The 26,460-nt window shown below is 53.8% G+C and carries 23 protein-coding genes; 1 reads left to right on the top strand and 22 read right to left on the bottom strand.

Annotated elements, in window-relative coordinates; translation table 11 throughout:
* Window positions 1-196 precede the first annotated feature (196 nt).
* Entirely contained in the window at window positions 197-1,246 is a 1,050-nt protein-coding gene (locus MRBBS_RS06120) for a Bug family tripartite tricarboxylate transporter substrate binding protein (RefSeq protein ID WP_041635120.1), read from the bottom strand.
* A gap of 480 nt (window positions 1,247-1,726) precedes the next feature.
* A complete protein-coding gene (locus MRBBS_RS06115) occupies window positions 1,727-2,842 on the bottom strand; it encodes a cupin domain-containing protein (RefSeq protein WP_014870579.1) in 1,116 nt (371 codons plus the stop codon).
* Window positions 2,843-3,200: 358 nt separating this feature from the next.
* Between MRBBS_RS06115 and MRBBS_RS06110 the strand changes: the two genes are divergently transcribed.
* Window positions 3,201-4,826, top strand: coding sequence for an ethanolamine ammonia-lyase reactivating factor EutA (locus tag MRBBS_RS06110; RefSeq protein WP_014870578.1), 1,626 nt, complete (start codon window positions 3,201-3,203; stop codon window positions 4,824-4,826).
* A 122-nt stretch (window positions 4,827-4,948) separates the two neighbouring features.
* On the opposite strand, the gene MRBBS_RS06105 is transcribed toward MRBBS_RS06110, so the two are convergent.
* The 20 genes from MRBBS_RS06105 to MRBBS_RS06010 all read right to left on the bottom strand — a co-directional run bounded on the left by MRBBS_RS06105 (window position 4,949) and on the right by MRBBS_RS06010 (window position 26,459).
* A complete protein-coding gene (locus MRBBS_RS06105) occupies window positions 4,949-5,305 on the bottom strand; it encodes a RidA family protein (protein ID WP_014870577.1) in 357 nt (118 codons plus the stop codon).
* A gap of 46 nt (window positions 5,306-5,351) precedes the next feature.
* Entirely contained in the window at window positions 5,352-6,344 is a 993-nt protein-coding gene (locus tag MRBBS_RS06100) for a 4,5-dihydroxyphthalate decarboxylase (protein WP_041635119.1), read from the bottom strand.
* Window positions 6,345-6,632: 288 nt separating this feature from the next.
* Window positions 6,633-7,553 (bottom strand): DMT family transporter, encoded by a 921-nt coding sequence (locus MRBBS_RS06095; protein WP_014870575.1) that lies wholly within the window; start codon window positions 7,551-7,553, stop codon window positions 6,633-6,635.
* A 48-nt stretch (window positions 7,554-7,601) separates the two neighbouring features.
* Window positions 7,602-8,627, bottom strand: coding sequence for an EamA family transporter (locus MRBBS_RS06090; RefSeq protein ID WP_014870574.1), 1,026 nt, complete (start codon window positions 8,625-8,627; stop codon window positions 7,602-7,604).
* A gap of 89 nt (window positions 8,628-8,716) precedes the next feature.
* Window positions 8,717-10,210, bottom strand: coding sequence for an aldehyde dehydrogenase family protein (locus tag MRBBS_RS06085; protein ID WP_014870573.1), 1,494 nt, complete (start codon window positions 10,208-10,210; stop codon window positions 8,717-8,719).
* A gap of 18 nt (window positions 10,211-10,228) precedes the next feature.
* On the bottom strand, window positions 10,229-12,001 hold the full coding sequence (locus MRBBS_RS06080; RefSeq protein ID WP_014870572.1) for a thiamine pyrophosphate-binding protein: 1,773 nt from the start codon (window positions 11,999-12,001) through the stop codon (window positions 10,229-10,231).
* A 65-nt stretch (window positions 12,002-12,066) separates the two neighbouring features.
* Complete coding sequence (locus MRBBS_RS06075; protein WP_041635118.1) at window positions 12,067-12,543, bottom strand: tripartite tricarboxylate transporter TctB family protein; 477 nt, start codon at window positions 12,541-12,543, stop codon at window positions 12,067-12,069.
* On the bottom strand, window positions 12,530-14,032 hold the full coding sequence (locus MRBBS_RS06070) for a tripartite tricarboxylate transporter permease (protein ID WP_041635117.1): 1,503 nt from the start codon (window positions 14,030-14,032) through the stop codon (window positions 12,530-12,532). Before MRBBS_RS06070 ends, MRBBS_RS06075 begins: the two co-directional genes overlap by 14 nt.
* Before the next feature lie 147 nt (window positions 14,033-14,179).
* On the bottom strand, window positions 14,180-15,169 hold the full coding sequence (locus MRBBS_RS06065) for a Bug family tripartite tricarboxylate transporter substrate binding protein (protein ID WP_041635116.1): 990 nt from the start codon (window positions 15,167-15,169) through the stop codon (window positions 14,180-14,182).
* Window positions 15,170-15,246: 77 nt separating this feature from the next.
* Window positions 15,247-15,843: a cupin domain-containing protein gene (locus tag MRBBS_RS06060; protein ID WP_014870570.1), complete on the bottom strand. Its 597-nt coding sequence runs from the start codon at window positions 15,841-15,843 to the stop codon at window positions 15,247-15,249.
* A gap of 25 nt (window positions 15,844-15,868) precedes the next feature.
* Entirely contained in the window at window positions 15,869-16,408 is a 540-nt protein-coding gene (locus MRBBS_RS06055; protein WP_014870569.1) for a cupin domain-containing protein, read from the bottom strand.
* A 99-nt stretch (window positions 16,409-16,507) separates the two neighbouring features.
* Window positions 16,508-18,535 (bottom strand): tripartite tricarboxylate transporter permease, encoded by a 2,028-nt coding sequence (locus MRBBS_RS06050; protein WP_041635115.1) that lies wholly within the window; start codon window positions 18,533-18,535, stop codon window positions 16,508-16,510.
* 191 nt (window positions 18,536-18,726) lie between these two features.
* Window positions 18,727-19,977, bottom strand: coding sequence for a hypothetical protein (locus MRBBS_RS06045; RefSeq protein WP_014870568.1), 1,251 nt, complete (start codon window positions 19,975-19,977; stop codon window positions 18,727-18,729).
* Window positions 19,978-20,243: 266 nt separating this feature from the next.
* The gene (locus tag MRBBS_RS06040; protein WP_014870567.1) at window positions 20,244-20,834 is read right to left on the bottom strand and encodes a cupin; all 591 of its coding nucleotides are present in this window, start codon (window positions 20,832-20,834) and stop codon (window positions 20,244-20,246) included.
* Between the two features lie 38 nt (window positions 20,835-20,872).
* A complete protein-coding gene (locus tag MRBBS_RS06035) occupies window positions 20,873-21,427 on the bottom strand; it encodes a cupin domain-containing protein (RefSeq protein ID WP_014870566.1) in 555 nt (184 codons plus the stop codon).
* Window positions 21,428-21,918: 491 nt separating this feature from the next.
* Window positions 21,919-22,773 carry an alpha/beta fold hydrolase gene (locus MRBBS_RS06030; protein WP_014870565.1) on the bottom strand — a complete coding sequence of 285 codons (855 nt, stop codon included), beginning with the start codon at window positions 22,771-22,773 and terminating at the stop codon, window positions 21,919-21,921.
* A gap of 9 nt (window positions 22,774-22,782) precedes the next feature.
* A complete protein-coding gene (locus tag MRBBS_RS06025) occupies window positions 22,783-23,610 on the bottom strand; it encodes a 3-methyl-2-oxobutanoate hydroxymethyltransferase (protein WP_014870564.1) in 828 nt (275 codons plus the stop codon).
* 29 nt (window positions 23,611-23,639) lie between these two features.
* On the bottom strand, window positions 23,640-24,662 hold the full coding sequence (locus MRBBS_RS06020) for an amidohydrolase family protein (protein WP_014870563.1): 1,023 nt from the start codon (window positions 24,660-24,662) through the stop codon (window positions 23,640-23,642).
* Between the two features lie 36 nt (window positions 24,663-24,698).
* Window positions 24,699-25,385 (bottom strand): 4-carboxy-4-hydroxy-2-oxoadipate aldolase/oxaloacetate decarboxylase, encoded by a 687-nt coding sequence (locus tag MRBBS_RS06015; protein WP_014870562.1) that lies wholly within the window; start codon window positions 25,383-25,385, stop codon window positions 24,699-24,701.
* A gap of 60 nt (window positions 25,386-25,445) precedes the next feature.
* Window positions 25,446-26,459 (bottom strand): CobW family GTP-binding protein, encoded by a 1,014-nt coding sequence (locus MRBBS_RS06010; RefSeq protein ID WP_041635114.1) that lies wholly within the window; start codon window positions 26,457-26,459, stop codon window positions 25,446-25,448.
* Between the last annotated feature and the right edge of the window lies 1 nt (window position 26,460).

Raw genomic sequence — 26,460 nt, 5'->3', positions numbered from 1 at the left:
CCATCGATAAGTAAACGAATGACGACTCGGAGATTCAGGAACGGGATCCTGTAAAGGCATAGGCCCTCAGGCCCATAAAAGGTCGCGCGAGCTTGCAGCATGATTCTGGCCTGCGGCAATCTGATGCTGGTTAACATATCGCAAACGTCCGTAGCATCGCCGGCGCTGACCTTTGGACAGCGCTGACTTCCGCCGATCACATGGCTGCATTTTTGATTACTGCGATCACATCAGCTGGGTACTCGTAGGCTTCCCGTACGATGCCCTGGATCTCTTCGCCCGAGACAAAATTGAGGCCCAGATTCTGATTTCTGGCATCCTGCAAAAACTCAGGATCTTCGACCGTTGCAGCAATGGCCTTTCGCAGCATGGCAACCCGCGCCTCTGGCACCCCCGGAGGCGCGACCAGCGGGCGGCCCATAACCTGTCTTGCAAACAGAAGACTTAAAACCTGACGCTGCTTCTCGGTTTCAGCGAGCTCGGTCACCAGCGGAACATCAGGCAGGTCGGTGTGCTTCTTCAGTGACATCTGGAACAGGATATTGATTTTGCCTTGCTCCATGCCCTCGTTCAATTGCGCGATCCAGTCCGCCCGAGTAGACTTCGCGCTACTCCAGGACCAGCCACAGCGACCCATGACCTCACCGCGTTCCATAGCCAGCATGATATCGTTTCCGCCGGGGTAACCAGCGATGATGTCGAACTTCAAGCCGAACATATCGCTCAAAACTCGCGGAAACAGATTGGGATCTGAGCCGGCCCCAGTCGCACCCACGGTCAGCGACTTCGCCTTTAGATCCTGCCAATTCCTGACGCCGGATTCGTGCCAAGCGACACAAAGACTGGTTTCATTGTTGAGGCTGCCCAGCCAGTTCATCTCCCCTGGTTTATAAAGGGCTTGTTCATTGCCGAGCAAAGGCTCAAAGGCCATGCCCCTGCCAATGCTGGCAATGGCCGTGCCATCGGCAGGCAAGGTGTTGGCAACCTGGTTGGCTAGCACCAGACTACCAGCACCGGGCACATTCTTGACCACGACCTGGGGACTGCCGGGAATATGTTTTCCGATGTGGCGGGCGAGTGTCCGGGTGTAGGTGTCGTAACCGCCACCAGCCGTGTAGCCAACGAGAAAAGAAATGGTTTTTCCTTGGTAGAATGAATATTCATCATCCTCGGCTTGGACAGTAGTGGCGCAGGTAAGTGTCACGAAACTAAGAGCAGTCATTGTACTGGCAATGAATTTGAGCATTACAGTTCTCCATATATATCTGATTGTTATTGTGCATATATGATTTATGTACTATCAACACATCCAATTCATCACTAAATTGGTTTGAGAACCAATAGCGTTTCAGGTTTTTTATATAGCAGATTTGATATATTTTCCGGAAAAAAAGGGAACGAATAACGAATCGGATATGCAGGAACGGGGCTGGAAAAGGTGGTAATTGGCGGGCATGCCTTGACGCTCAACTTCAAAGAAGAGGGTACCGCGATGTACATTAGCTATCGGGTACCCCGCACCAAGTTCAGCGCTAAGCCCTAAGGGATCCGCTGTTGAACCCTAGGCTAACGGCCCGGGGCCAATCAACGCATAGCCGAAGCGGTCCGTTCGATGAAAGGCTTTAACGTAAGCAGTTTTCAAAAGCGTTTCTGCACGCTAGATCAGTTGGGCAGGAAGGCCAGATGACCCGCTCCAGACGAGGCCGGAACGGGATCATATAACTTCTCATAGTGGAGGCAGGCTTTCCTTCTCTGCCTCGTAAGCCGCATCCATCTGCGACGTCAGTCCTTTCTCGGCGAGAGCGTCTGCGAACAGAGTCCGCACCGTGTTGCTTTCGTCTGCGTAATCGATTTGATGCCCCCCTATGCGACGGCTGATCCACGCCTTCGGCACGCCCTGCGCATTACGGAAAGCAACGCCTTCGTATTTGAACGCCAGGTAGCGAGCAGGCGTCTCGCCGGTATTAAAGTGCTGGTGAAACCACATGTTCGGCGGCGTAATAAGGGTGCCGGGCTTCCAGTCATAGCGCTTGGGCTCTTCGCCCTCCGACCACATCAGTGAGTAACCCTCACCTGCCAGAACGATCACGTGCGCACCCGGGCCATGAGCATGGGCTTTTTTATAGGTGCCCACGGGGAACTGGGAAATGTGCGCATTCATCGAACTCTTAGCCAGATTGAAGCGAATGTGACCACCACCGGCACCACGCTCCTTAGCTTCTACTAGCGGCAAATTGACCGCGTCAGCAACAAAGTTCGTCTCAAGACGAAAGCCGTTGAGCTCGTCCTTCGGCGCGAAATAGTCAGACTCACCCGAAAAGCGGCTCTTAAAGTCATACTCAGTATTAAAGATGAATTGGCTCTCTTCGTAGAGGTTCATAATCGGCGGCATGTTGGTAACCGACACGAAGCGCGCTGGTTTCTGACCTGAGCCGTTGAAATGCTGGAACCAGGTATTCAACGGAACGGCAAACAGTGAGCCCGTCTCCCACTCAAATGTTACCTTCTGACCCGCATCGTTCCAAACGGTGGTAGAGCCCCGGCCATCCAGAATCATGATCATCTCTTCAAACAGCTGACGCTGGGGCGACAGTTCGCTGCCCGCAGGAATTTCGCAAACGTAGCAGTCGTTTGTTGTCCTGGAGGCATCGTGATTGATAAAGACACCTTTGCCACCGCGACTCGCCCACGGCTTCAGTTCAACTGTGTTCAGATCAGGGACGTAAATACCTTCAATGATCTCCAGCCCCTCATTTGCAATCCAGCGTGTATAAGGAGTCTCTTTCTCCGTTGCAAACTTCTTGGCAATTTCGTCCGAAACGATTGCGTCTTTCCTCGCCATTATGTTGACCTCATCTAAGCCTGGTAGTGATTGCTGCTTGTCATCAGAGCGCACCGCGCAACGTAGAAATGACAATGTGCATCGTAAGGCGCAACGAACGTCATTTTATTCGGAACGCCGATCCTCCATACGGAATATCCCATAGAGAATCATTTAACGTCAAGTCATTTGACGCTCTGTTTAGCTCATCATTCTGATCCAAAAAACCCGCAGGCCCTGATTTGACTAGGCTTGGAGAGAGAAGATGAAAATTATTATTTTCCATATGAAGGAACATCGTTCCATAATAATCGTTCCGATGCTAGACTGATTATAACGGTACGCAACAGGTATTTGACGGTAGAGGAGAGCTCAGTTAATGCATAATGATCATGAGAAAAATGCTCACGGCACCCATTCTCACTCGGACCACAGTGATGCTCACAGCCATGACCATGACCATCACTGTCCAGAAGATGGAGGCCCCATTGAAGAAAATCCCTTATGGCAAAGGGATAATGTGACGCTCTGGAGCGTAGGTATCGATATCGGCTCTGCGGGTACCCAGATCCTGTTTTCCCGGATCCAGTTACAGCGTCAGGCTGTAGACCTTTCCAGCCGCTACATCATCATTAACCGGGAAACCTTTTATGAATCGCCGGTTAGTCTTACACCTTACAAGAGTGAAACCCTGATCGACGACCGGGCACTGGGTGAAATCGTCGACAACGCCTACAACTCAGCGAAGGTCCGTCCGGAAGATATCGATACCGGTGTTGTCATCTTAACTGGCGAGGCCCTGCGACGGGAAAACGCGCCCCGTATCGCCCGGATTCTTTCGGAAAAATGCGGTGACCTGGTCTGCGCGACCGCGGGCCACCACATGGAAGCTCGCCTTGCCGCATTCGGTTCCGGCGCCGCCAGAGCATCCTTTGACCGCAATGAATGTGTCCTGAACATCGACATCGGCGGCGGCACGACCAAACTCAGCGTCCTTGAGAATGGTAAAGTCCTGGCGACGGCCGCAGTCCACATTGGTGGCCGTCTATTGGCTACCGACCCCGACCTGACGCTGGCACGCATTGATCCGGCAGGTCGAACCCATGCCGCACGGGCAGGCTACACCTGGAATGTCGGAGATCAGGTGAAACCCGAACAACTCGACAAGGTCGCCCAGACCATGGCAAATACTCTCGTGGACGTTCTTACCAAGTCCCCGATACCGGATGAGGCCGCCGAACTTTACCTGACGGACCCCATTCCTGACGATCTCCTGCGCCGGTCGAAGAGTGTAGTTTTTTCCGGTGGTGTTGCGGAATTCATTTATCATCGCGAAGAACGAGACTTCGGCGATCTAGGTGGGCGCTTGGGCGATGCGTTGCGTCAACGGGTCGACTCCGGCTACCTGCCCTGGAACTTGCTACCAGACAGCCAGGGTATCCGCTCGACGGCCCTGGGGGCATCCGAATACTCCACACAGCTCAGCGGCAATACTTGCTACGCCACTGACTACGACGCGTTACTTCCCAAGCGGAACATCCCCGTCCTGAGACCCGAGTTCGAGTTCTCAGATTCGTTCAGCGCCCAGGAATTGGGAGCAAAGCTGCGCCAGCACATCGAAGCTTTCGAGATAGATGCAACGAGCAATGACCTGGTACTCGCCTTCCACTGGGATGGCACCCCTGAGTACAAACGGATGAGAGCTCTCGCGGAAGGGATTCTTTACGGTGCCGAAGCGCATATTGCCGGCGGCAAGCCATTATATATTGTGCTTGACGCGGATATTGCACTCAACCTGGGCACCATTCTGCGGGAAGATCTAAACATCACGAATGACATACTGGTAATCGACGGGGTTGCCCTTTCGGACTTTGATTACATCGATATCGGCAGGATAAGGAGACCTTCCAATACCATGCCCGTCACCATCAAATCCCTGATTTTCAACGACACCCTCGACGGCGCCAAAGCGCCTGAACGCATCCACCATAAACCAAGGCAATAGAATGACACCTAGTCACCAGACTTCGTTGCCCTGAAAACTTCAGAACGGCAGACATATAAAGTGGGATGCTGATCATGGATCCAACAAGGTAAAAGCGCGCAGGAAAATCTCCAGCCAGTGCTCTAATCGCTTAAAGCGGCAGTCACCGCAATTTTCACATTGTGCTCAGCTGACGCCGGCTTGCCTTCAACAGTGGCGCGAGCAGGCGAACAGCCTTCGGGCACCCATTCATCCCAAACCAGATTCATATCTTCAGCAGTTCGGATATCCGCAAGCCAGATCGTGGCTGTCAGCAAGTGCCGTTTATCTGTGCCCGCCTCCGCGAGCAGCCGGTCGATCATTGCGAGCACGTCCTGGGTTTGCTCTGCAACAGTACCGCCCCGGTTCTTCAGCGCTTGTAACCCCGCCAAATAGGCAATGCCATTATGAACAACAACGCGGCTGATCCGCTTGCCACTGTGTATCCGTTTGATTGTCATACCCTGCTCCGTGTTCAGATTTGCAGTTGTTTTCGGTATCACACAGTTAGATCACAAAGGCTTCCAGCGCTTCTGGCGCAAATAGATCTTCAGGCGTCAACAAGCGTTTGGAGAGCCCCTGCTCGTGGTGATAGCGCAAGAAATTTGCAATCGTTTCCCGGTTCTGTGTGAAGCCGTAGGACCAAAAATCATTGCCCATTTCCCGCCGGGCTTCTTCCACGTGGGCCGACAGCCAGGGCAGCATGGTCTTGTGAGCCGCGGTCTCGTGCATGTCTTGGTAAGTTTTCTGCTGGGCCTCTTTGAAGGCCTTGAACAAAGACTGCGCCACCCAGCGGTTCTGCTCATAGACCTCGCGCCGGATCACAACGCAATGCATGATTGGAAATATGCCCGTACGACGGTAATACTCCAGTTCGACGGCGGGGTAGTTTTCAAACAGCCGCACAACCCGGCCGCTACCGTCATAGAAAGAGGACGGCGCCCGGGCGGTGTGCAGTGCATCTATTTCCCCATCCAACAGCATCTGGGCCAGCGTCTTGTCGGGCCCAATCCGCTCAACCCTGATATTGGCAGGCAGATCGAGCTTGAGCTTCTCCGGGCGGTTTGGCTCTTCTTCGCCGCCCGTCATGTACAGCACGCTATCGACCGGCACCTTATACTCATCTGACAGAATACCCCGAATCCAGACGGGCGCGGTCATTTGGTACTCCGGCGTGCCAATCCGTTTGCCGACCAGATCACCCGGCTCCCGGATCCCGGAGTCGACGTTGATGTATATAGACGAGTGACGGAAAAAGCGTGACGGGAAGACCGGGATCGCGATGAACGGACGATCTTCCGAAAACAGTGAGACCACATAAGAAGACAAAGACATTTCAGCCACATCAAATTCACGGTGGCGCAGCATTCTGAAAAACGTCTCTTCAACAGGCATGTTCAGGTAGTTCAGGTCGATGCCATCAGGCTGAACCGTTCCATCCATCAATGCACGTGTCCGGTCGTAATCCCAGCACCCGAGCGACAACCTAAGCTTGGACATACATCCCCTCTCCACACGATTCCAGCCCCGGGACCATACCCGCCAAGCCTATTTTTGAATGTTTGTTTATTGGTGTCGGAAGCCAAGCGTGGCTGGCGTCGCCTCCGTTAATCGGAACATCGTTCCACATAAACTGATGCTAGTATCACACAGGAACTCCCGCAACGCCTATTCCTATTCCTATTCCTATTCCTATTCCTTTACCCTTAAGCCTTAAGCCTTAAGCCTTAAGCCTTATACCGAAAACAATATATGTATCTTGCATGGGCAAAGACCGATCCAGCGGCCTCAATTCCAGGCAATCGCAATGACCCCAGCGGTTGCAATGATTGCTGCGATATAGGTTTCCATATCCGGACGAACCTCTGTCCGGAACACCACGACGGATAAAAACGACGAAATAAAAATCTCCAGCGAGGCAATCATCACGACCGTGGACACTTTTTCGTAAAATAGTGCGGAAAATAAAAGGATCTGTCCCAAGGACACAGTGATGGCTGCCAGCACCAGCCAGACGTTGAGATTGCGAAACATATTGCGGAAGTTGTTGCGATACCGAGCGACAAAAATGGCCGCAATGGCGAAGAAGGCAAATCCGGAGACAGCGCTGACCATGGTTCCGAATGCTGGCGCACCGACCAGCAGAAGGCCATACTTGCGAGTGATGTAAGCTAAGGCATAAGACAGTGCGGAGCCAACACCCCAGCCGTAACTTCCCAATGATGGAGGCGTTGAGTGTGCTTCGGTAGCGCTAAGATTACGCTTGAAGGAGCAGCGTATGAGGACGCCAAACGCCAGCGCAATGCCAATGATCCCAAGGACGTCCAGCCCGGTAGCGGGCTCCCCCAGCAACGTAAATGCCAACAGTACAGAGAAGAAAGGGTTGAGCCGTTTAACGGCACTGGCCCTGGTAACCCCCAGTTTGCGGATGGACGCAAACAGAAAAGTGCGGCCGAACACCATGGCCAGAATACCCGCCAGCGCAAACCAGCCAACCCCGGCCCACCACACCTCTGACTCTTCAGCTCCGAAGTTTCCACCCTCAAGGGTCAGCCACAGCAACCCCGAAAACACCATGGTAACGAGCACCGAAAACATGACGCCCCGATCACCACCGCCAGTCGCTCCCTTGGAAATAAACACATTGCTACAGGCAAAAGAAAATGCCGAAAGCAGGGCCAGTAACTGGCCCGTCAGCGCATCAGACATTAATACTCCTAGGTGAGTAAACCCAATACCAGCCCCACCGGTTGCAGATCATGGCCACTGCCACCCGGCTATATCCAGCAGCACCTGGGGTAACTCAATATAGGCGACAATGATTTCCGTGCTTAAGGTCAGCGCCACTACGCCCGCCATGGACAACAAAACCCCCAAATATACCCAGAGCCCAAAAACCTCATGTTCCCGGTTGATCAACCAGCCGAACAGAACCCGGAATACTGCCGACGTCGATTGGATGGGCGCCACCACAGTCACAGGCGCGATGGCCAGTGCAGTGTAGCGCAGTCCCTGAGAGAGACCGACCAATGCCCCGGCGAGTGAGAACCATTTTGCCGCTACCGGTTTCAGTGAACGGATATGCCCCCATTGCCGGCCTACCAATATGATGACCCCCACAACTATCGCGGCAGCCGTGTAAGAAATCAGTCCGCCTGCGATACTAAAGCCCGGCCCTTGATTTTCCAGACCCATGCGGACCAGCACCGGACTGATGCCATAACCGGTCGCGGATAGCAGTGCGAAGGTGTAGCCCTCGGCATAATTTGGTTCGAAGTCCGGCAGTTTTTCCCGCTTCGGTTTTTCCGAAACCTCTGAACTGTCGTCGGCGCTGGCATTTATCTTGGGCTTTTTCTTGTGTTTGGCGCGGCTTGTGGCTAACACACCGCACACGATTAAAACAATCCCCAGGATTTTGAGCGGACTCAGAGTCTCACCGAGAAGAACTATGGCCAGGATCAGCGCCACAATCAGCTGAGACTGCTTCCATGGACCTGACAAGTTGCCGCCAATGGCCTTGGTAGAGCGGTAGTTGCAATAGCGTCCCCAGACGAAGTGCATAACACCCGCTGCGGCCAACCAGAAATAAGCTTCGGCGGGAAACTCCCAGAGCTTGTCAATATGCCCGGAGGCGATACCTGCCAGCAGAAAAAGAGGCACCCCCATGGGTACGGTGATCGCCAGTGCCTGGAACACGGAGCCACTCAACACTCCACGACGTATTGCCGCATTGTTGAATCCAAAGCTGGCCGCAGCCAGCAACGCGAATACACCACCGAGCATGAGTTTCTCCAACTGATCAATAATTACTAACGGGCCAGGATGGCCCGCTGTGACTGCAGCTACTCAACGCTATTCCAGCTCAGACACGTTTAATAGCGAACGTTTATATTCTTTACCTGGGTAAAGCTCAGTATCTCGTCGGTGGAATGCTCCCGACCAATGCCGCTGCTCTTGTATCCGCCGAAGGGAGCACCCTTGAATCGCTTACCCCCGTGGCCATTGATCCAGACATAGCCAGCCTCGATTTCGTCGGCAATACGCAGGGCCGTCGAGATGTCATTGGTCCAGACGTTTGCGCAGAGGCCGTACTCAACACCGTTGACTTCCGCCATCATCGCTTGTTCGTCTTCCCACTCAAGAATGCTCATGACCGGACCGAAAATCTCTTCCTGGGCAATGGTCATGCGATGGGTCACCTGATCAAAGACAGTCGGCTCGATAAAGTAGCCTGCCGCAAGTTCCGCGCCCTCAGCGTGGCCGCCACCCGTTACCAACTTAGCGCCCTCGGACTTACCAGATTCGATGTACTTCATTACCCGGTTGTAGTGCTCCCGGGTTACAACTGGTCCCATTTCGGTACCATCGGCATCGGCATGGCCTATCCGGATCTTTCTCACCCGCTCGACAACTTCCCGCACAAACTCGTCGTGGAGGTCGCGATGGACAAAGACCCGGGAATTGGAACCACAGGACTGGCCCTGGCAGCGTGTAAAGTTCATTCCCGCCACGGCGGCGTCGGCGACCTTGCTGACATCAACATCGGGGTAGATGATGAGAGGGTTCTTACCACCCAGCTCCAGGCTCAAGACAGCAATTCCCGCCTGTTGGGTAATTCTTTCGCCAGTGGCTACTGAGCCGGTAAAGGCAATTCGGCGAACCTCAGGATGCGTCACCAATGAAGCGCCAGTGGTGGCTCCATCTCCGGTGATAACATTGACCACACCCGGCGGCAAATGCTGCTGAATCAACTTCCCGAACAACAACGCGCTGAGCGGTGTCTGGTCAGCAATTTTGAGCACCACCGTATTGCCGGCAATCAATGCCGAAGCAATCTTGCCGACAGCGAATGATACCGGGTGATTGAAGGGAAGAATCCGGGCGACAACACCAAATGGCTCGAGGCGGGTGTAATTGAGCCCGCCTCCTGGTGTTGAAATCGTCTGACCCTTAAGCTCCATGCCCAGGTTGGCGAAGTGTTCAAGCAAGCCAGCGCCTTTGTTGGCATCATCCACCATTGCCTGATAAGGGTTACCGCAGTCGAGCGCATCTAACATACCAAACACTTCCGCCCTTTCCCGAACAGCCCGAGACAATGCTTTGAGCATTTTCCCCCGCTCGTCAACGTGCAGCTTCCTCCAGGCCGGAAACGCCGCCTTGGCGGTGTCAACTGCCAGCGCCACGTCTTCCGCCCCAGCAAACGGGACCTCCGCCAAAGGCTTGTCGGTCGACGGATTGACCGTTGTATAGCGCTTACCCGAAAGGCTCGTAGCAAATTGCCCATTAATGGTCATCTGCCAACCCTCGGTTTCCCGTTCCGCATCTTTCATTACGGTCTTTGCAAATTCCTTCAACTTATCATTCATAATCTCACTCTCCCCGAATCATTTAACCTGTGTCACCACGTCAACCAAAACTGAACGACGTTCGCTCTTAACAATCGCCAGGGCCTTTTTAAGCGCGGGCGCAATATCTTCAACCCTCTCTATCGGGCCGATGCCGGCCACGCCCATAGATTCCGCCATGGCCGCGAAATCCACCGCCGGGTCGACGATCGTTGTTCCAATAGCCGCGCGCCCAACATCCCGTCCGCGGTGTCGGGCGATATTGATCTGGTGTTCCTCGGAGTTGTAATAGGAGCGGTTGTTGAACATCACGATCAGGGCTGGCAACTTATGATGTGCCAGAGTCCAGAGCCCTCCAGGCGTAAACAGCAGATCGCCATCAGACTGGATATCAACGACGATCCGATCCGTCTCACGATGGGCAAGACAGGCGCCAATGGTCGCGCCAATGCCATAACCCAGTCCGCCACCTCCCGATGAACCGAGGTACTGACGCGGCGAACTCATGGTAAAGATTTTCTGAACCCAGCCCCGCAGGTTGCCATTGGCCAGAACAAACTCTTCGTCCTGCAACAGCATCCACAGCTCATCCGCCATGACCGCCGTCGCAATTGGCGTCTCGCTGCGCTTTTTGATGGCCGTTTCTTTCCATTCCACCCTCAGGCGGTTATGCCACCCAGTCACTTCCTCCCGGCGGGCCTCAACCGAGGCCGGACGCTGCCGCTTTGATAACGCATCAAGCAGAACTGGAAGCAGAATCTGGGTGTCCGCAAGAACATTCATTTCCGTCGGATAAAGGCGTTGGAAATCAGCAGACCAGGCGCGAGTGGTGTAATCCATCAGACTGACAGAGAAAACTCGCGCAGTCGGTTTAAGCACGGGCTCTGTCGTTCTGATTGTTCTCTCAATTCGTGAAAGCGAGCCATAAAGATCCTTCATATCCAGAGCAAGCACGACATCAGCTTTCTCAAGGACGTCGAAATTGGCGCCACTGAGGTTCATTGGATGATCCGTCGCCATGTTGAATCGACTGCCCTGGTCGATCACTGGTATAGCCCATTGCTCTGCCAGTTGTGCCAGCGCATGAAACGCGATATCGGAACGAGCGGTGTAATCTGCAATAATGACCGGCCACTGCGCACTTTCGAGGGCTTCCACCAGTCGCGCGGTTACCGCAGGGGACGGTCCCGGCGGGGTTCCCGGCGAATACGCATCGGGCGACGGCGGATTCACCAAAGCCGGACAACTATCAAGTTCTTCCTGTTCGATCGGGGCTTCCTGCAGCATGGCGTCGAAGCAGACATAGACCGGCCCTGCCGGCTCAGTAACCGCAAGACGATGGGCACGATAGATAGAGTCACTTAAACTTTGTACCGATGCCGGCTGGTCGTCCCATTTTACGAAATCCCGGACAAGATTGCCCTGCACCAATGCAGTGTGCAGCCAGTCCGAGCCCGGACGACGTTTTTCAACCGGCATAGGGCCGGTACCACCAAACAAAAGCACCGGTACGCGGTCACACCAGGCATCGTAGATCGCCATAGTCGCATGCTGCAGACCTACCACGTTGTGAATGGCAGCCGCCATCACCTTACCTGTCGCTTTGGCATAACCATGTGCGATATCAACAGAAATTTCCTCATGGGTACACGTAATCAATTCCGGCATCTCCCGATGAGGGTGATTGATCAGGGAATCATGAAGACCCCGAAACGATGCGCCGGGGTTAAGGGCAATGAAAGGCACATCAAGATTGGCGATGAGCTCTGCCATGAGATCTGAGCCATAGCGCTCGGTGTTACCGTTAGTCATCTGCGATACCTGTGTATGTTGCAGTAATTAAATTTACCGACTCTGTCGGGCAAGCAGCCTAGCCTTCAACTCACGGGACTGGTGAAGTAATAAACACCCATGCCCTGAACGAATATCAGGTAAACGCTGAGCGCAAAGAGCAACGGGTACAGTATCGATAGCGTCCAGCTTTGCTTGGCGAGAAATCTGAGATAGAGGAAAAATGCGATAACAATGCTGGCGATAACACCCACGAAATATATAAGCAGAAAAAACAGCACCATCCAGCCAATAAAAAGATAATTACCCTTTAGCCCGAACTCTTCCTCACTTTTGGAGTTGTCCATTCCCGTCTTCTCCAGGCCAGCAAACGAAAAACGTCTGGCGACAGTCGGAAACAGGTCACAAAGAAACTGAAAACCCGAAAAGATAAAGAGTGGCACCCCAATCACTCGGGGTACCAAGGCGGCATCAGCTCTCATTTCGAGAGTTTGAATCAGCAGCACAACAGAAAATGCACAGATCAGGAACGAAAAAACGGTCCTTTCATTAATCCGCACCATGACCACCTCCCAACACACGCTTAAACATCCTGGTTTTCCGCAGCCATGGCCACAGCAGTGACAGGACAGTCAAACCCAAAAGAGTGAGCGAGATAGATCGGGTGAAGAAAGCTTCCCACCCAAAAGCAGCCATGGTCTGGTGGTAAGAGGCTTCCACCAATCCTCCCAGCACTAATGCGATAATCAGTGCAATGCGTGAATAACCAAAGCGCTTCATGAAAATACCGATCAGCCCGAACAGGAACGCAATAATGACATCCCAGAAGGAACCCTCGACCGCGTAGGCACCGACGAAGGATATAGCCACGATGCCAGGCGCCATAAGCGTGCCAGGGATCTTGGTGACGACAGCCATCCGCGGGCCTACCAGCAGCGAAATTGGCAAGGCAATAACTTTGCTCACGATGGCCACAGCGATAATAAAATAGGTCATGTTGAGGTTAGTCGTGAGCATCTCCGGCCCAGGCGTCAGACCATGCATAATCAGACCGCCAATCAGTACCGCCATGGCCGCGCTGCCCGGAATGCCAAATGCTAGGGTTGGCAGCATGGCACCACCCTCCTTGGCGTCATTCGCAGCTTCTGGAGCCAGCACCCCTTCAATGGCACCCTTACCGAAACGCTCGGGCGTCTTTGATGTTTGTACCGCCGATCCATAGGCCATAAAGCTGGCGACGGCGCCACCAACACCCGGGATCATGCCGAGGAAAATACCGGTCAGAGAGGACCTGACGAACAACCATCGATGATGGACGAAGTCCTTTAGCCCCTCACGAAAGTCAGTTTTTATCTCGTGGTTAAAATCGCCGGCAATCGACGTTTTCTGAAAGTAGAGCTGAAACGCTTCGGTGATAGCGAACAGACCGATAATGACGGGTACCAGCCCCAGTCCATCCCAAAGATGGTAAGAACCGAAAGTGAATCGCGATGAACCCATCAACGGATCCGTACCGATGAATGCCAGCATGAATCCCAGCAGGGCCGAAATAATCCCACGGAACGCGTTACCTTGGGTGACCACCGCGATAACCGTCAGGCCAAATATCGCCAACATGAAAAAGTCTGGATAGGTGAATGCAAGTACCAGGCTGCGCGCCACGGGCAGCATGAAATAAAGCACCAGGAAGCCGAAAATACCACCGATGGCAGAGGCCAGAACAGCAACGGTAATGGCCTTGCCCGCTTTGCCCTGCTGGGCCAGGGGATAACCGTCAAAAGTGGTTGCCGCCGCAGTCGCTTCACCTGGCGTATTGAGAAGAATCGACGTTATCGCACCACCGTAGGTTACCGTGCCGTATGCGGATATCAGCAGGACAATGGCCGCGTCCGGCCCCATGCTGAATGTCAGCGGAATCAGAAGGGCCAGGGCGACGCTGCCACCCAGCCCGGGCAGTATGCCGATCAGAAGGCCGAGTACGACCGCGCCGAGCATCAGCAGCATCAGATACGGTTGCGACAGTAGCGTGACAAACTCACTTAGAAGTCCCAAAGAAACACTCCTGATAATGGGTATCTAGCCATTAATCTGCTAGCGACGTACGCCCCATACCTACGACAACAGGTTGGACGTAAGAAGGTAATCCTGGGATCCCGGGGGAGGGCTCGCCAGTCGGAGCGCCCTCCCCCGGTTTGTCTGTTATTTGTTGCTCAGCAAATCAGAGATCGTATCCTTGTAATCGGAAAAGCCCTTGACTGCGCTATTCACTACTTTTGCGGTCGCATTGCCGTCCAGGTACTGCACGGACACTTCCATTTTCGCGATTCGATCGAGGAATTCAGGATCTTTAACCGCTTGCTCGATGGCTTTTTCCAACGTTTTGATGACATTCTCAGGCGATCCCGGAGGTGCTCCAAGAACACGGTTGGTGTTAAAAGCTTCATTGATCTCAGCTGGCAGGCCAATCTCGGAAGGCGTTGGTACGTCAGGGTATTCAGGGTTCCGGCTGGCATCGTAATACATCAACATTCTCAGATCGCCATTCTCAATATACTGTTTAAGGCTGTCGTAGGAGCCCCAGGACACATCGGAATCACCACGAATGATCGAAAGAATCGCTTCGCTGGTACCTGAGTGATTCAGAGCCTTCCAGCCCACATCCATCCGGTCAAACGTCACTGCACCAGTAATCGTAGCGTTGGCGGTCAATCCCTTGGTGGAGACGACCGTCTTGTCCCGGCCCCGGAAGTCAGCGGGCTTACTAAACTCAGAGTCGGTGCCGACGACCATGATCGTCGGATCGAGTGACAATCGCCCCAACCAGGCCATTTGCGTAAGGTCATACGCGACGTCACTGGCGGTTTGGGTTGCCGCCAAGCCACCCAAATTAAAAATACCAATGGTGTAACCGTCTGGTTTGGCACGGTATACGTAGTTAGTGGCGACCACGCCGCCGGCACCAGGCATATGCCGCACCAGCACATTGACGTTGTTGCCCAGCTTGTCTTCCAGCGCCTGTGCCCAGCTGCTATAGCCGCCGCCAGCGTTGTATCCGACAACCAGCTCGATGTCTCGCTGCGGGAAACCGGAGCTATCCTGTGCCAGCGCTACTCCGCTGACGGTCAAGGCTGCAAGTGCCGCCGTACAGGCCAGAACCCGCAGTGGATTTGTAGCACGTACTGTTTGCATGATTTTTGCCTTCTTCTTGTTGTTGTTGGCTTTGGCTGAAGTTCCTTCAGGCCTGAGTCGCTATGAAACAGCTAGTGCTATTCTCCCATGTACTTCTTCACGGTCTGTGCGTTCAACTCCACCTCGGGGGCGTATTCCGGCGCATCTTCAATCTGCTCAAGATCGTTCAGACCACAGTACTTGTAGATCCGGTTAATCGCCGAAATCAGCCTCACCGGCTTATCCGGATTGGCATTGAAGTGCTGATGGATGGTGTTAGGCGGAATGTAGATCACATCCCCCGCTTCCCATTCGAAGCGCTTCTGTTCGTCCTGAGCACGCCAGTGATAGGTGTCCGTTATCTCTACATCACAGTCGGTATGCAGGTCGTAGCCTTCTCCCTCCAACACATACAGGCACTCTTCCGCCAAGTGGCGGTGCTTACCCGAACAGCTGCCCGGAGGAATAATCTGCATATAGACATCCACCGTCTCCATGCGCGTGTTCATTTCTTCGTTGATCAGGTGCTTCAGCAAACCCTGCTTCGACATCTCCCACGGCATATCCGACGGTTTGACAATCTTCTTGCGGTGGCTGTCCCGATCCGGCTTCTCAATCGCATCATCCAGCAGGTGCTGATACAACGGCTGCGACAGCTCACCCTGAGCCCATTTTTTTGCTTCATCCCACGCCATGACATCCTCTCCTGACAGTTAACGGTTACTTATCGCCTTCTTCGCGCGCCTGGAAACCCTCACCCTCGGGTGTCGGTTCAGTCTGGCGGGGCATAACCTGCTTCTGGAACAGCATGTTCATGAACATGTACATCGGCTTGGTCTTGATCACCAGCGCACGTGCTGGCAGATCCTTGTTCGCATTGAAATGCTGATGCACACAGTTGTTATGGACAATCGCCACATCACCCGCCTCCCAGTCGTAACGCACACCGTCGTGAATCTCGTAGCCCGTGCCGTCAAGAATGTAGAAGGCCGCCTCATTCACATGACCGTGCTTCTGCGACACCGCACCCGGACCATACTCTTCCAGGTGTAAATGGAAGGTCTGAGTAATCCCGTCCTTGGGCTCCACATAGTGCTTGCTGAAACATTGGGGCCCATCAACAAACGAAATCTCACGCCCCTTCCTGACCCTCGGCTGGGCCCGCAACTTCGCCAGCTCATCACTCAGACTATAGTGACCCTCGATTGCCCGGACGAAAATACGATCTTTCTTACTGTGATAATGGTCTTCAATGTTCACAATCCTGTTCTCATACTTTTTCAATAACTGTTTATGCTGTCACCACGGTTTTCGCATCAACAACGGAGCGGCTTTCTGCCATTCCGTTGGCAGGTCAGGCTACAGGAACCTGGTTAACTCCCGCAGCGCGGGGAACAGGTCGCCAAGCAGGGACGACGGCCAGTTCACGTTAATACCAAGATGGAAAACCAGATAAGAGAACAGAAGGGTTCCCAACGCCGTGAGCGTCGCCATGCGTATACTTTCCTTACCTTCAAAGGCCGTGAAAGCGAAGATGAATAAGAAGATTGCCGGCAGGAAGCCGATCAGCCAAATCAACAGGGTAAAACCCAACAGCCAACCGACAACCATGGCAAGGCGACTCGCCCACTGCTCCCCCAGCGAGTCCGCAATAGTTGCCGTGCCACCGATCTGTGTAGTGAACGTGGACGCCAAAAAAGAAAGCGCTGTGCACCCGATCGCCACACCTAGGGCGGACAAAGGCACCACTCTGTCGTTGAACGAGAAATCGCCAGCTTTCGCCCAAAGCACCCCAAGAAAAGCGAGAAGCAGAGCACAGAACATTGAATTCGGTGTCACGCGCGGCGCGCACCAAGTGATACTGCCTTCACTGTTTCCACGTTGCTTGAAGGTTTTCATTAACCAGGGACGTGCGCCCCGATAAAGCCCCCACACCGTCAGTGCAATCAGAATGATAACCAGCGGACGGGTAATCCAGGCAAGGCCCGACCCTGTTTCAGACGTGGCCATGGATGAAGTGACCGAAATCCACAGATAACGCTCAAAAATTTCACCGAGCACGAAGCCGAGCAACAGGGGAGGACGAGGCCAGTCCAGTTGTTTCATCACCCAGCCGACCGCACCAACGCCCAGCAGCACGACGATATCGCCCCAGCTGGCGGAGCCCTGATAGGCTCCCAAAAACACGATAACGCTGATAACAGGGACAAGAATACCGAAGCGCACCAGGGCCACCTTGGCGAACTGGTCAGCAAAGATCAGGCAAAGGCCGGCACCCAGTATGTTCGCCAATGCCAAACTCCAGATGATGCCGTAGGTGATATCCAGATGGGTCGTGAGCATTTCCGGGCCAGGGACCAGCCCATGCATCAGGAACGCGCCAAGCAGCAAAGCCATGGAGGCACTACCCGGCACACCAAACGCCAGTGTGGGCACCAGGGCGCCTCCGGTTTTTGCGTTATTGGCGGACTCCGGCCCGATGACTCCGCGCACATCGCCAAAACCAAAACGCTCGGTATTCTTTTCACTTCGTTTGGCGTGGCCATAGGCCAGCCAGTCCACTACCGCAGAGCCAAGACCAGGGACTGCACCCAGGCCTGCCCCAAGCGCGCTGCAACGGAGCGTCAGCCACCAGTTCTCGAACACATCGCGAATACCTTGCATCTGGCCACTGTGGCTAGACTTTGTAGTCTCTTCATTCCGGGCGATTTTGGTACGCGCAATGGCCATGTCAATCATTTCAGGCAGCGCAAACAACCCAAGGGTCAGGGGCACCAATGGCAGCCCATCCCAGAGATAAAGTTGATCAAAGGTCCATCGCAAGGAGCCGCCTTGGCTGCCCAGCCCTATCATGGCAATAACAAGACCAATGGCACCCGCAGCAATACCACGCATCGGTGCTTGTCCACTCAGGGCCGCGACCATCGTCAGACCAAGAATGGTCAGCATGAACAGCTCCGGCGAACCGAAGTGCAGCATCAGCGGCCGAATGACCGGGATACTCAGGGCCAACAGCACAGCCCCGAAAACACCACCTATAAGAGACGCCATGTACGCCGCGCCAAACGCCCGACCAGCTTCGCCGTTTTTGGCCATGGGGAACCCATCTACCACGGTCGCCGCCGAGCCGCTGGTGCCCGGCACGCCGAACAGGACCGCCGGAATGGTATCCGAGGTGGTGGTAACCGCGCCCATCCCTATCAAGAAGGCAAATGCCGCCAGGGGATCCATGGTGTAAGTGAATGGAATTAGAATTGCCAGCCCGACAATGCCGCCAAGTCCGGGAATAACCCCGATGCCCAAACCGAGAAGGACCGCGACCCCGAGAATCATCAATCGGGTCGGATCCAAGACCATTTCTAGCGCGCCAAACGCTGCTTCAAACATTGCCCTGACCTTTTTATGTTATTGAGGGGGCTTTCCGTTACCCGTTGATAACCGCCCGTATCTCCCAAGGCGTTGTCAATCATTAAGAAACTCCGATTTTGAAACCGCCCCGAATGACGGGGCGGTTTCGAAGGCCGCTCAGAAGCTGATTTTCGTCAGCCAAGCAACCAGATCTATCAGCAAGACTTCAGTTAGAACCAGACCCGTACTCCCGGCTCAATCAGCCATACGTTGTCAGGGCCAAACGCATCACCTGAGAACACATAGCCCAGATCCAAATAGAGTCGTACATCGGCCCCTTCAATGGGCAGGCTCCAGCGGTTCAGAAAGTTGATCTCAGTACCGAGATAGTTGTCGCCGGCATCGTTGTCTTCAGACAGTGCTAGGTAGGTTGCGGAAACGTCAGTGCGCCAGATATTATTAACCTGGAAGGTGTTGCCGACCTGCAGCAGCGTAATGTTGCCAATGTCATCCTGGGCAATATCACCCGATCCAGACGGTACTGCGCGACGAACGAAGCCTTCATCAATCATCAACTTGGTAAAGGCGGTATCAGCGCGAGCGGCACGGAACTCTCCCACTTCGTTGTCAGTGGCGTCGTCATCGCCAGAGCCGTAGGCAACCAACAGGCGAGGTTTGTGATCGCCGATCTTGGTAGAGATCTGTCCGTAGGCAGCGTAGCCTTTGAAGTCTTCTCCGGTCTCTGCTTCGCCGAAGTTCTGGTTTACTTCAAATTCAGCACTGATACCGCCGAGTTTGCCGCCCCAGCCCAGGGCTACGTTGTACAGATCACCAAAGGCCTCGTCGATGTCATCCTGATCTGGATCATTGGTTATTGTTTCACCGCCCTCATTACCGTCCTGAGCCAAACCTAAAGTGCCGTAAGCACCGCCAACGGTGGTTGTGAACCAGCTTACCTGACGGTCATCAGCAAAGGCGTTGCCTTCTTCACTCAGAATACCACTGACGAATTCCACGCCAACGTTGTCCGAAATATCATATTGCAGCTTTGCGCCAGACATGTGTTCACGAAACCAGATGCGAGTTCCACCGGCCATATCATCACGGAAAACACCAGCTTTGGCACCAAACGGACTCGCCTTGTAACTGACGTACGCGGAGGTAAACTCGATATCGCCGCCGCTGCCTGTGTTGCTCTCGGCGTTGTCCTGCAGGTTGTCCATTTCCATTTCGAAGTAGGCCTCCCAGTTCTCGCCAATCTTTGCGCCCAGCCCGAACTCAACTTCGTTATCCCACTGGTCGATCGTTGATCCACCGTCCCTCGGACGATCGCGGAAGACCATTTTTTCAACTTCGACTGCCATGCTTGTGTAGACTTCAAGGTCGTCTTTCTTGATCAGCGTTGTCTTGGCATTAACCCCGACAGAAACCGATGCAAGGGCAACCGCGGCCGCAATTGCAGATAGTTTTATTATTTTCATAAGATGCGATCTCTTCACAGTTTTGTTTTTGATTTGGACTCAAACCCATCCAGTCGACTTATCAAATCATGCAGCCAGCCGCGAACAACCAACCTACGACACCTGCAATGCGCCCGAGCAAAACCTTACCCTGGCTCGGCCTATCATCGTCCGTGATTACGTTACCTCTACCAGAAAATCCAGAATCAGCGAGACCAGAACATACAACGTCAAGCCGATTTAAGGTGTTTTAAACCTATAAACCATCCAGCTTCACTCCGCGTGCATCAGTCTGCCGGCGGCACCCACAAATCCTCGAAACCTTCTGCTGGCTCAAGCTGGTCGAACCAGTCAAAGCCGATCGCCCTCATCATTCGACTGTTGATCACAACGACCCTGGCTTCGTTTTCAGGATCTGTGTTGAAGCGCTTATGGGCGCAGTAAGGGGGAATGTAGATAAAATCGCCCGGGCCCCATTCAAATTTCTTCGGTTCGGTATCCCACTCCCATACGAAGGCCTCTTCGCAACGGAATTTGACGTCGTAGTGCAGGTCGTAACCCTTGCCTTCGATCACGAAAGCCACTTCTTCTGTCAGGTGGCGGCTGGTGCCGGTCGCCTTGTTGGCAGCAATGAACTGCATGTAGATATCAATCGCACATTCTTTGGTATTCATGCCTTCGTTAATAATGTGCTTGATCAGGCCGTCCGCGGAACGCTCCATCGGCATTTCACTGTGTTTGACAACGTTTTTGCGCTCTGGGTACTCACGACGAAACTCCTTGGAAGCCTCCAAGGCCTTAGCGTAGAAGTCGGCGCTGATACCTGAGCGGGCTCGCTGCCGTTCGATGTCGGAAACAAAAGGGGTATCTGTACTCATTACACTTATCCTCATAAATTCGACGAATTAATCCTGGCCTAAAGCGAAGCCGGTGGCGTGTAATTTTCCTGGCCGGGCGCGGGCTCTTTCGGCGGAAACTCAACCACTTCCTGGAAAATCAGATGCATAAACAAGAAGAGCGGTTTTGCTTTCATGATCAGGCAGATTGACTCGTTTTCTGTGTCATCGGAGAAGTGCTGGTGTACGCAGCCGTTTTCTACGATCAATGCATCACCTGCTTCCCAGTCGATGCGACGGCCGTCGTGTACATCATGGCCTTTACCCTTGAGGACAAAAAACACGGCGCTGTTCATGTGACCGTGCCGCTGTCCGTATCCACCGGGCGCAAACGCGTCTATGTGGGTTTCGATAGACTGGGCAATCCTGGTCGCCTGAGGGTTGATTACCTTTTTGCCGAAATTCTGCGGCCCACCTTTCCATTTGAGATCCTGAGTGGGATAGATTCTTGGCTGGTTGAAAAGCTCCGACATCAATTCGCCGTAGGTACCTTCGAGTGCGCGAACAAAGGTTCTTTTCTTTGTCCATCTCTCCCAGGAGACTTCTTGTTTTTGTTCAGTGTCTGTTTCGCTCATTACTTGCTCCTTGGTCTCTATGCTTTTTGTACGTGCCATGGATACAGCTCACTAAGCACGTTTAAATGTACGGTACATCGTTCCATATGTAAGAACAAGATTTTTTTGGTCAGCTAATTTATCAGCGCAATACATCTGTTAATTCTCAATCAGAGCACTGCAAATTCCCGGTTGCGTCTACGCCGATGGCGTCTTGCTCACCCAGGTCCATAATTTCTATAATTCAATATCGAATACACCGTGCGTTATGTAAATTGACGATTTGTGGTTTTCCTATACTGAAAAAGGAATGCATGGTTCAGACGGGCAATGTCGCGTGCGGAAATGCAAATATCTGGCCGGAAGACGGCATTGAGGCAAGGCAGACGTCAGCGGTAGCGCCAACGCAGCTTCATGGCAGGCATTGGCGGAAGCAACGTAATCCAAACCACCCCTGTCCGTTCTGTCAATCGTCCCGGTTAAGGCAGGCGGCGGGCCCTGGGCGAATGCAGCTATCCTGAGACTTTGTCGAGAAACTGAAGAATGCGGGCCGGAGCCGTCTCTTCAGTCTGCTCGGCGGGAAGAACATCCCAGTACTCGGCACCGGAACAACACTCCTCCAAATAACGCGCAGCCGACATTGAGTGGGCTGCATCCCGACCGGGGATAATCAGGGTTGGGATATTAAGCCTCATGAGATCTTCGGGCTCGGCTCCAGGCGCTGTGTCCCGGTCAATCAGGGTTCGCGCCAGGCCTGCAACCACAAGCTTGTAGCTCGTCAGGTCCATTTGCACATAGCGCTCGGTAAACTGATCGTCACTACGAATAACGGGTCCCCAAGGTCCCAAACGGGGATCTTTACCAAATCCTTCGGTAGTACTTTTGGCGAGCTTGACCACTCCGCTCAGTCCATGCTCCTCTACATAGGCTAGGTGAATCGAAAACCGACGGCTCGCATTCATACGGAAACTGGCCCCACCCACTGGCCAGTAATGCACCATGCTCAGCACCATCTCCGGGTGCTTTGTCGCGAAAGCCACCACCGGGCAACATCCCATGCAACCGCCCATCAAGTGCGCGGTCTTGTGGCCGAGGTGATCGAGCAGCCCTTTGCCCTGCGCCACGTAGTCGGCCCATGTAATCCGCTCGACTCGCCCTCCGGACCGGCCGGTTTCTCGACGATCGAAGATGATGCAGCTGTATTTCTCGGGCAAATGATCAAGAAGTTTGATCTTGGCATAGACCCCCAAATTCGACCATTTGTCCATGGAGGCATCGAAACCACCGGGAGCGAACATTAACAGTGGCAACCCGCTACCAATAACGTCGTACTCTGTCTTAATTCCATCAATAACAACTGAAGGCATATAAACCTCTCATTTCTCGACTGGCGGCGCGCCCTTGATCTGGCGTGCGGAACGGACATCGTTACTGAAGGCTGTGATGGCGTCATAGGTTATCTTGGCCACGTTGGCATAAGTCTCGATTTCTTCATCAAGGTGCTTGGCTGAGTATCCGATGGCCGCATGGCCCATGCGTACCCGACCGTCGAGCCAGGGACCCCCGCCAAATCCGCCAATCACGGGGATATCCACAGCGGCAGTAGCAGCGGGGCCAACCACCGGTCCGGAGTTGGTGAAGTCAAGTAAGACGGCACCCGCTTTCTCCAGCATCTTCGCCTCTGCCACCAGTCGTTCCAGCATGCCATCCGGAACCTGCGCGCCCGCCTGGGACATCGTGGAGTACTCTATTCCATATTGCAGCGCTGTCTGCGGAGTAATCCCGAACTGAGCCCAAACCGGAATACCGGCGCGGGTCAAGGCAGTAACGGCTTCCGGAAAATCCGCCGCGCCGTCCAGCTTGATCATATCGACACCGGCCTCCTTAACCAGGCGAATAGCCGCACGCACAGCCGCATCGACGCCCTCCTGGAGAGGGCCAAACGGAAAGTCCACACTAACCAGTGCCCGCTTGGTGCCTCGGCGCACAGCTTGAGCCACGGTCACCATCTGATCCATGGTTACTTCCAGTGGGTTGGGCTGCCCCCAGAGATTAATGCCGACAGTGTCGCCCACTGAAATGATATCAACGCCGACCCGGTCGACGATGTTGGCCATCTGGTAGTCCCAGGCCACAATACCTACAATTTTATCCCCGGACTTTTTCATTTGCTGGAGTCGGGGAATCGTCACTTTATTGCTCATTTGAATTCCTTTGGAGTCGTGTTTGGCTACTACATACCTTTGGCTTTGAGTGCCGTATCGAGGCGTGGATATATCCGCCGAACGTTGCCTTCGAAAACTTTTTTGCGGTCCGCATCGGACAAGTCCAACGCGTCGATGTAGCGCTTGGTATCGTCAAAGTATTGCCCCGTCTCGGGGTCCTTGCCCTTCACCGCACCGAACATTTCTGAAGCGAAAAGAATGTTATCCACATCGATGACTTTGAACAGCAACTCGATCCCCGGCAAATGATAGACGCAGGTATCGAAATAGACGTTACGCATGAGGTGCTCGGTCAATGGTGGTCGCTTGAGCATGTCCGCGAGCCCACGATAGCGGCCCCAGTGATAGGGCACAGCACCCCCGCCGTGGGGAATGATAAGGCGCAAGTCAGGAAAATCTCGAAACAGATCACCCTCAAGGAATTGCATAAACGCAGTGGTGTCTGCATTCAGGTAGTGAGCGCCGGTGGCGTGAAAGTTTGGGTTACAGGATCCGGACACGTGGATCATGGCCGGCACATCCAGCTCCACCAACTTCTCAAAGAACGGGTACCAGCTCTTATCGGTGAGTGGCGGCCCACTCCAGTTACCTCCCGAAGGGTCAGGATTAAGGTTACAACCGACAAAACCCAGTTCTAGGATGCAACGCTCCAGCTCCTCGATCGAGTTCTTGATCGGAACGTTAACGGACTGCGGCAATTGACAAACACCGATAAAATTGTCAGGGAAAAGATTTATGACCCTGTGAATAAGGTCATTGTTCATCCGGGTCCAGACTTTGGAGATTTTCTCATCACCGACATGATGAGCCATTGCCGAGGCCTTAGGCGAAAAAATCGTCATATCGGCGCCACGTTCGCGCAGGGCTCTAAGCTGATTGTTTTCGATGGACTCTCGCACCTCGTCATCCGAGATATGAGCCAGGTTAGGAGGCGGGCTTGCAGGGTCCTTGAAATGTGCTATCTGAACGTCACGGTAATCCTGAAGCTGCTGGGGCGCGGTGGTGTAATGCCCATGGCAATCGATAATCATTCGGCTTGTCCTTTATCGCAATCTGAGGATTCAAAATCAGTCTTTGGGGGCACAGTCCAGATATACCAGACCTTTTTCCTTGAGCCTCGGGCGCATGTTGTTCATGTCCAACCCCAATTCGCCTGCAGCGTAGCGCCGACGTATTTCGGCCTCCCTCTCCTCCCGGGCTGCGGAGCTGGCAAGCACCTCCGCGGCTTCAGCACGAGCAACCACGACAACACCGTCATCGTCGGCGACGATGACATCGCCCGGATTGATCAACTGACCTCCACAGACCACAGGAACATTCACACTACCTAGAGTTTCCTTCACGGTGCCCTGCGCTGAAACGCACTTGGACCAGACCGGAAAGCCCATTTTCTTAAGATCTGCAATGTCGCGACAGCCCGCATCCAGAATCAGACCTTTGACCCCACGCGCTTGCAGCAATGTCGCCAACAGATCGCCAAAGTAACCGGCGTCAGAATAGGAGGTGGGCGCGACGACCATAATGTCGCCAGGTTGGCATTGCTCTGCCGCAACGTGAATCATCCAGTTGTCGCATGGAGCAACAGAGACCGTCACCGCGGGACCGGCAATACGCGCTCCAGAATAAATAGGTTTCAGATTCGGGGCGAGCAGCCCCTTACGACCCTGTGCCTCATGAACGGTGGCCACACCGTACTCTTCGAACGCAGGCGCTTCTCCCGCCCGATCAATGTTCTGAATTACAACATTTTCCATAGTGTTATCTCCCGTGACTTCGCAAACTGAATCGAATAATTTCAGGCTCGTGGGCCTAACCTATGGGCGGGCGGCGCAGGCGGCCATACCCGCATTCAGCTCAGCGCGATTGAGGTTCCGCCCAATAAACACCATTTGACTTTGCCTTCTCTCCTCTGGACCCCAGGGCTGTTGAAAATCACCTTCTACCATCATGTGCACACCCTGGAACACCAGACGCCGGTGCTCGCCAGCCGCATTGATAATCCCCTTGGCCCGCAAGATGTCCCCTCCATGCTCTGCAAGATACTCATTGAGCCAGTCGGACAGGCGCTGAGCATCCATCGGTTGATCACTCTCAATCACCAGGCTGGTCACTGAACTGTCATGGCTGTGATCGTGTTGCTCACAATGCTCGTCGTTCACATGTCCGGGTTCCCCGTGAGCAGGTGACAGGAACCCGGATTCGAGCCGAGTGATGCGCTCAAGATCAAAGCTGCCCTTGCCCAGAATATTCTCCAATGACACTGCAGCCCTGTCGGCCCGGTAAATCGGTGTGAACGGATTGATGGCGTGCAACTTCTTCTCAATGGCAAACAACTCAGACTCCGTCACCAGACTGATTTTGTTAAGGATGATCTGGTCCGCAAAAGCGATCTGTTCCTCAGCCTCGGTGCTGTCTGCCAGGGCTAAGCGAATGTGCTTGGCATCGACCACCGTAGTAATGCTATCCAGCACCAACCGTTCCTGAAGGATAGAATCAACGAAAAATGTCTGCGCCACCGGTCCGGGGTCGGCCAGGCCGGTGGTCTCAATGATGATCGCATCGAATTGTGTCGGTCGATCCAGTAAGGAATGCAGGGTACGGATCAGATCCCCCCTTACCGTGCAGCAGACACACCCGTTGTTCATCTCAAACAATTCTTCTTCCGCGGGAAGTAGCAGGTCGATATCAATACCGACTTCACCAAATTCATTGACGATAACCGCGTAACGCCGTCCGTGGTCTCCGGTGAGAATTCGATTCAACAACGTCGTCTTGCCCGCCCCCAGATACCCGGTGAGCAGAGTCACAGGGATACGCTCGCCAGTCATC

This window comes from Marinobacter sp. BSs20148, assembly GCF_000283275.1.
In the GTDB taxonomy this organism is placed as follows: domain Bacteria; phylum Pseudomonadota; class Gammaproteobacteria; order Pseudomonadales; family Oleiphilaceae; genus Marinobacter; species Marinobacter psychrophilus.
Note: the sequence above shows the minus strand (reverse complement) of the source record. Positions and strands in the feature narration are given on the sequence as shown.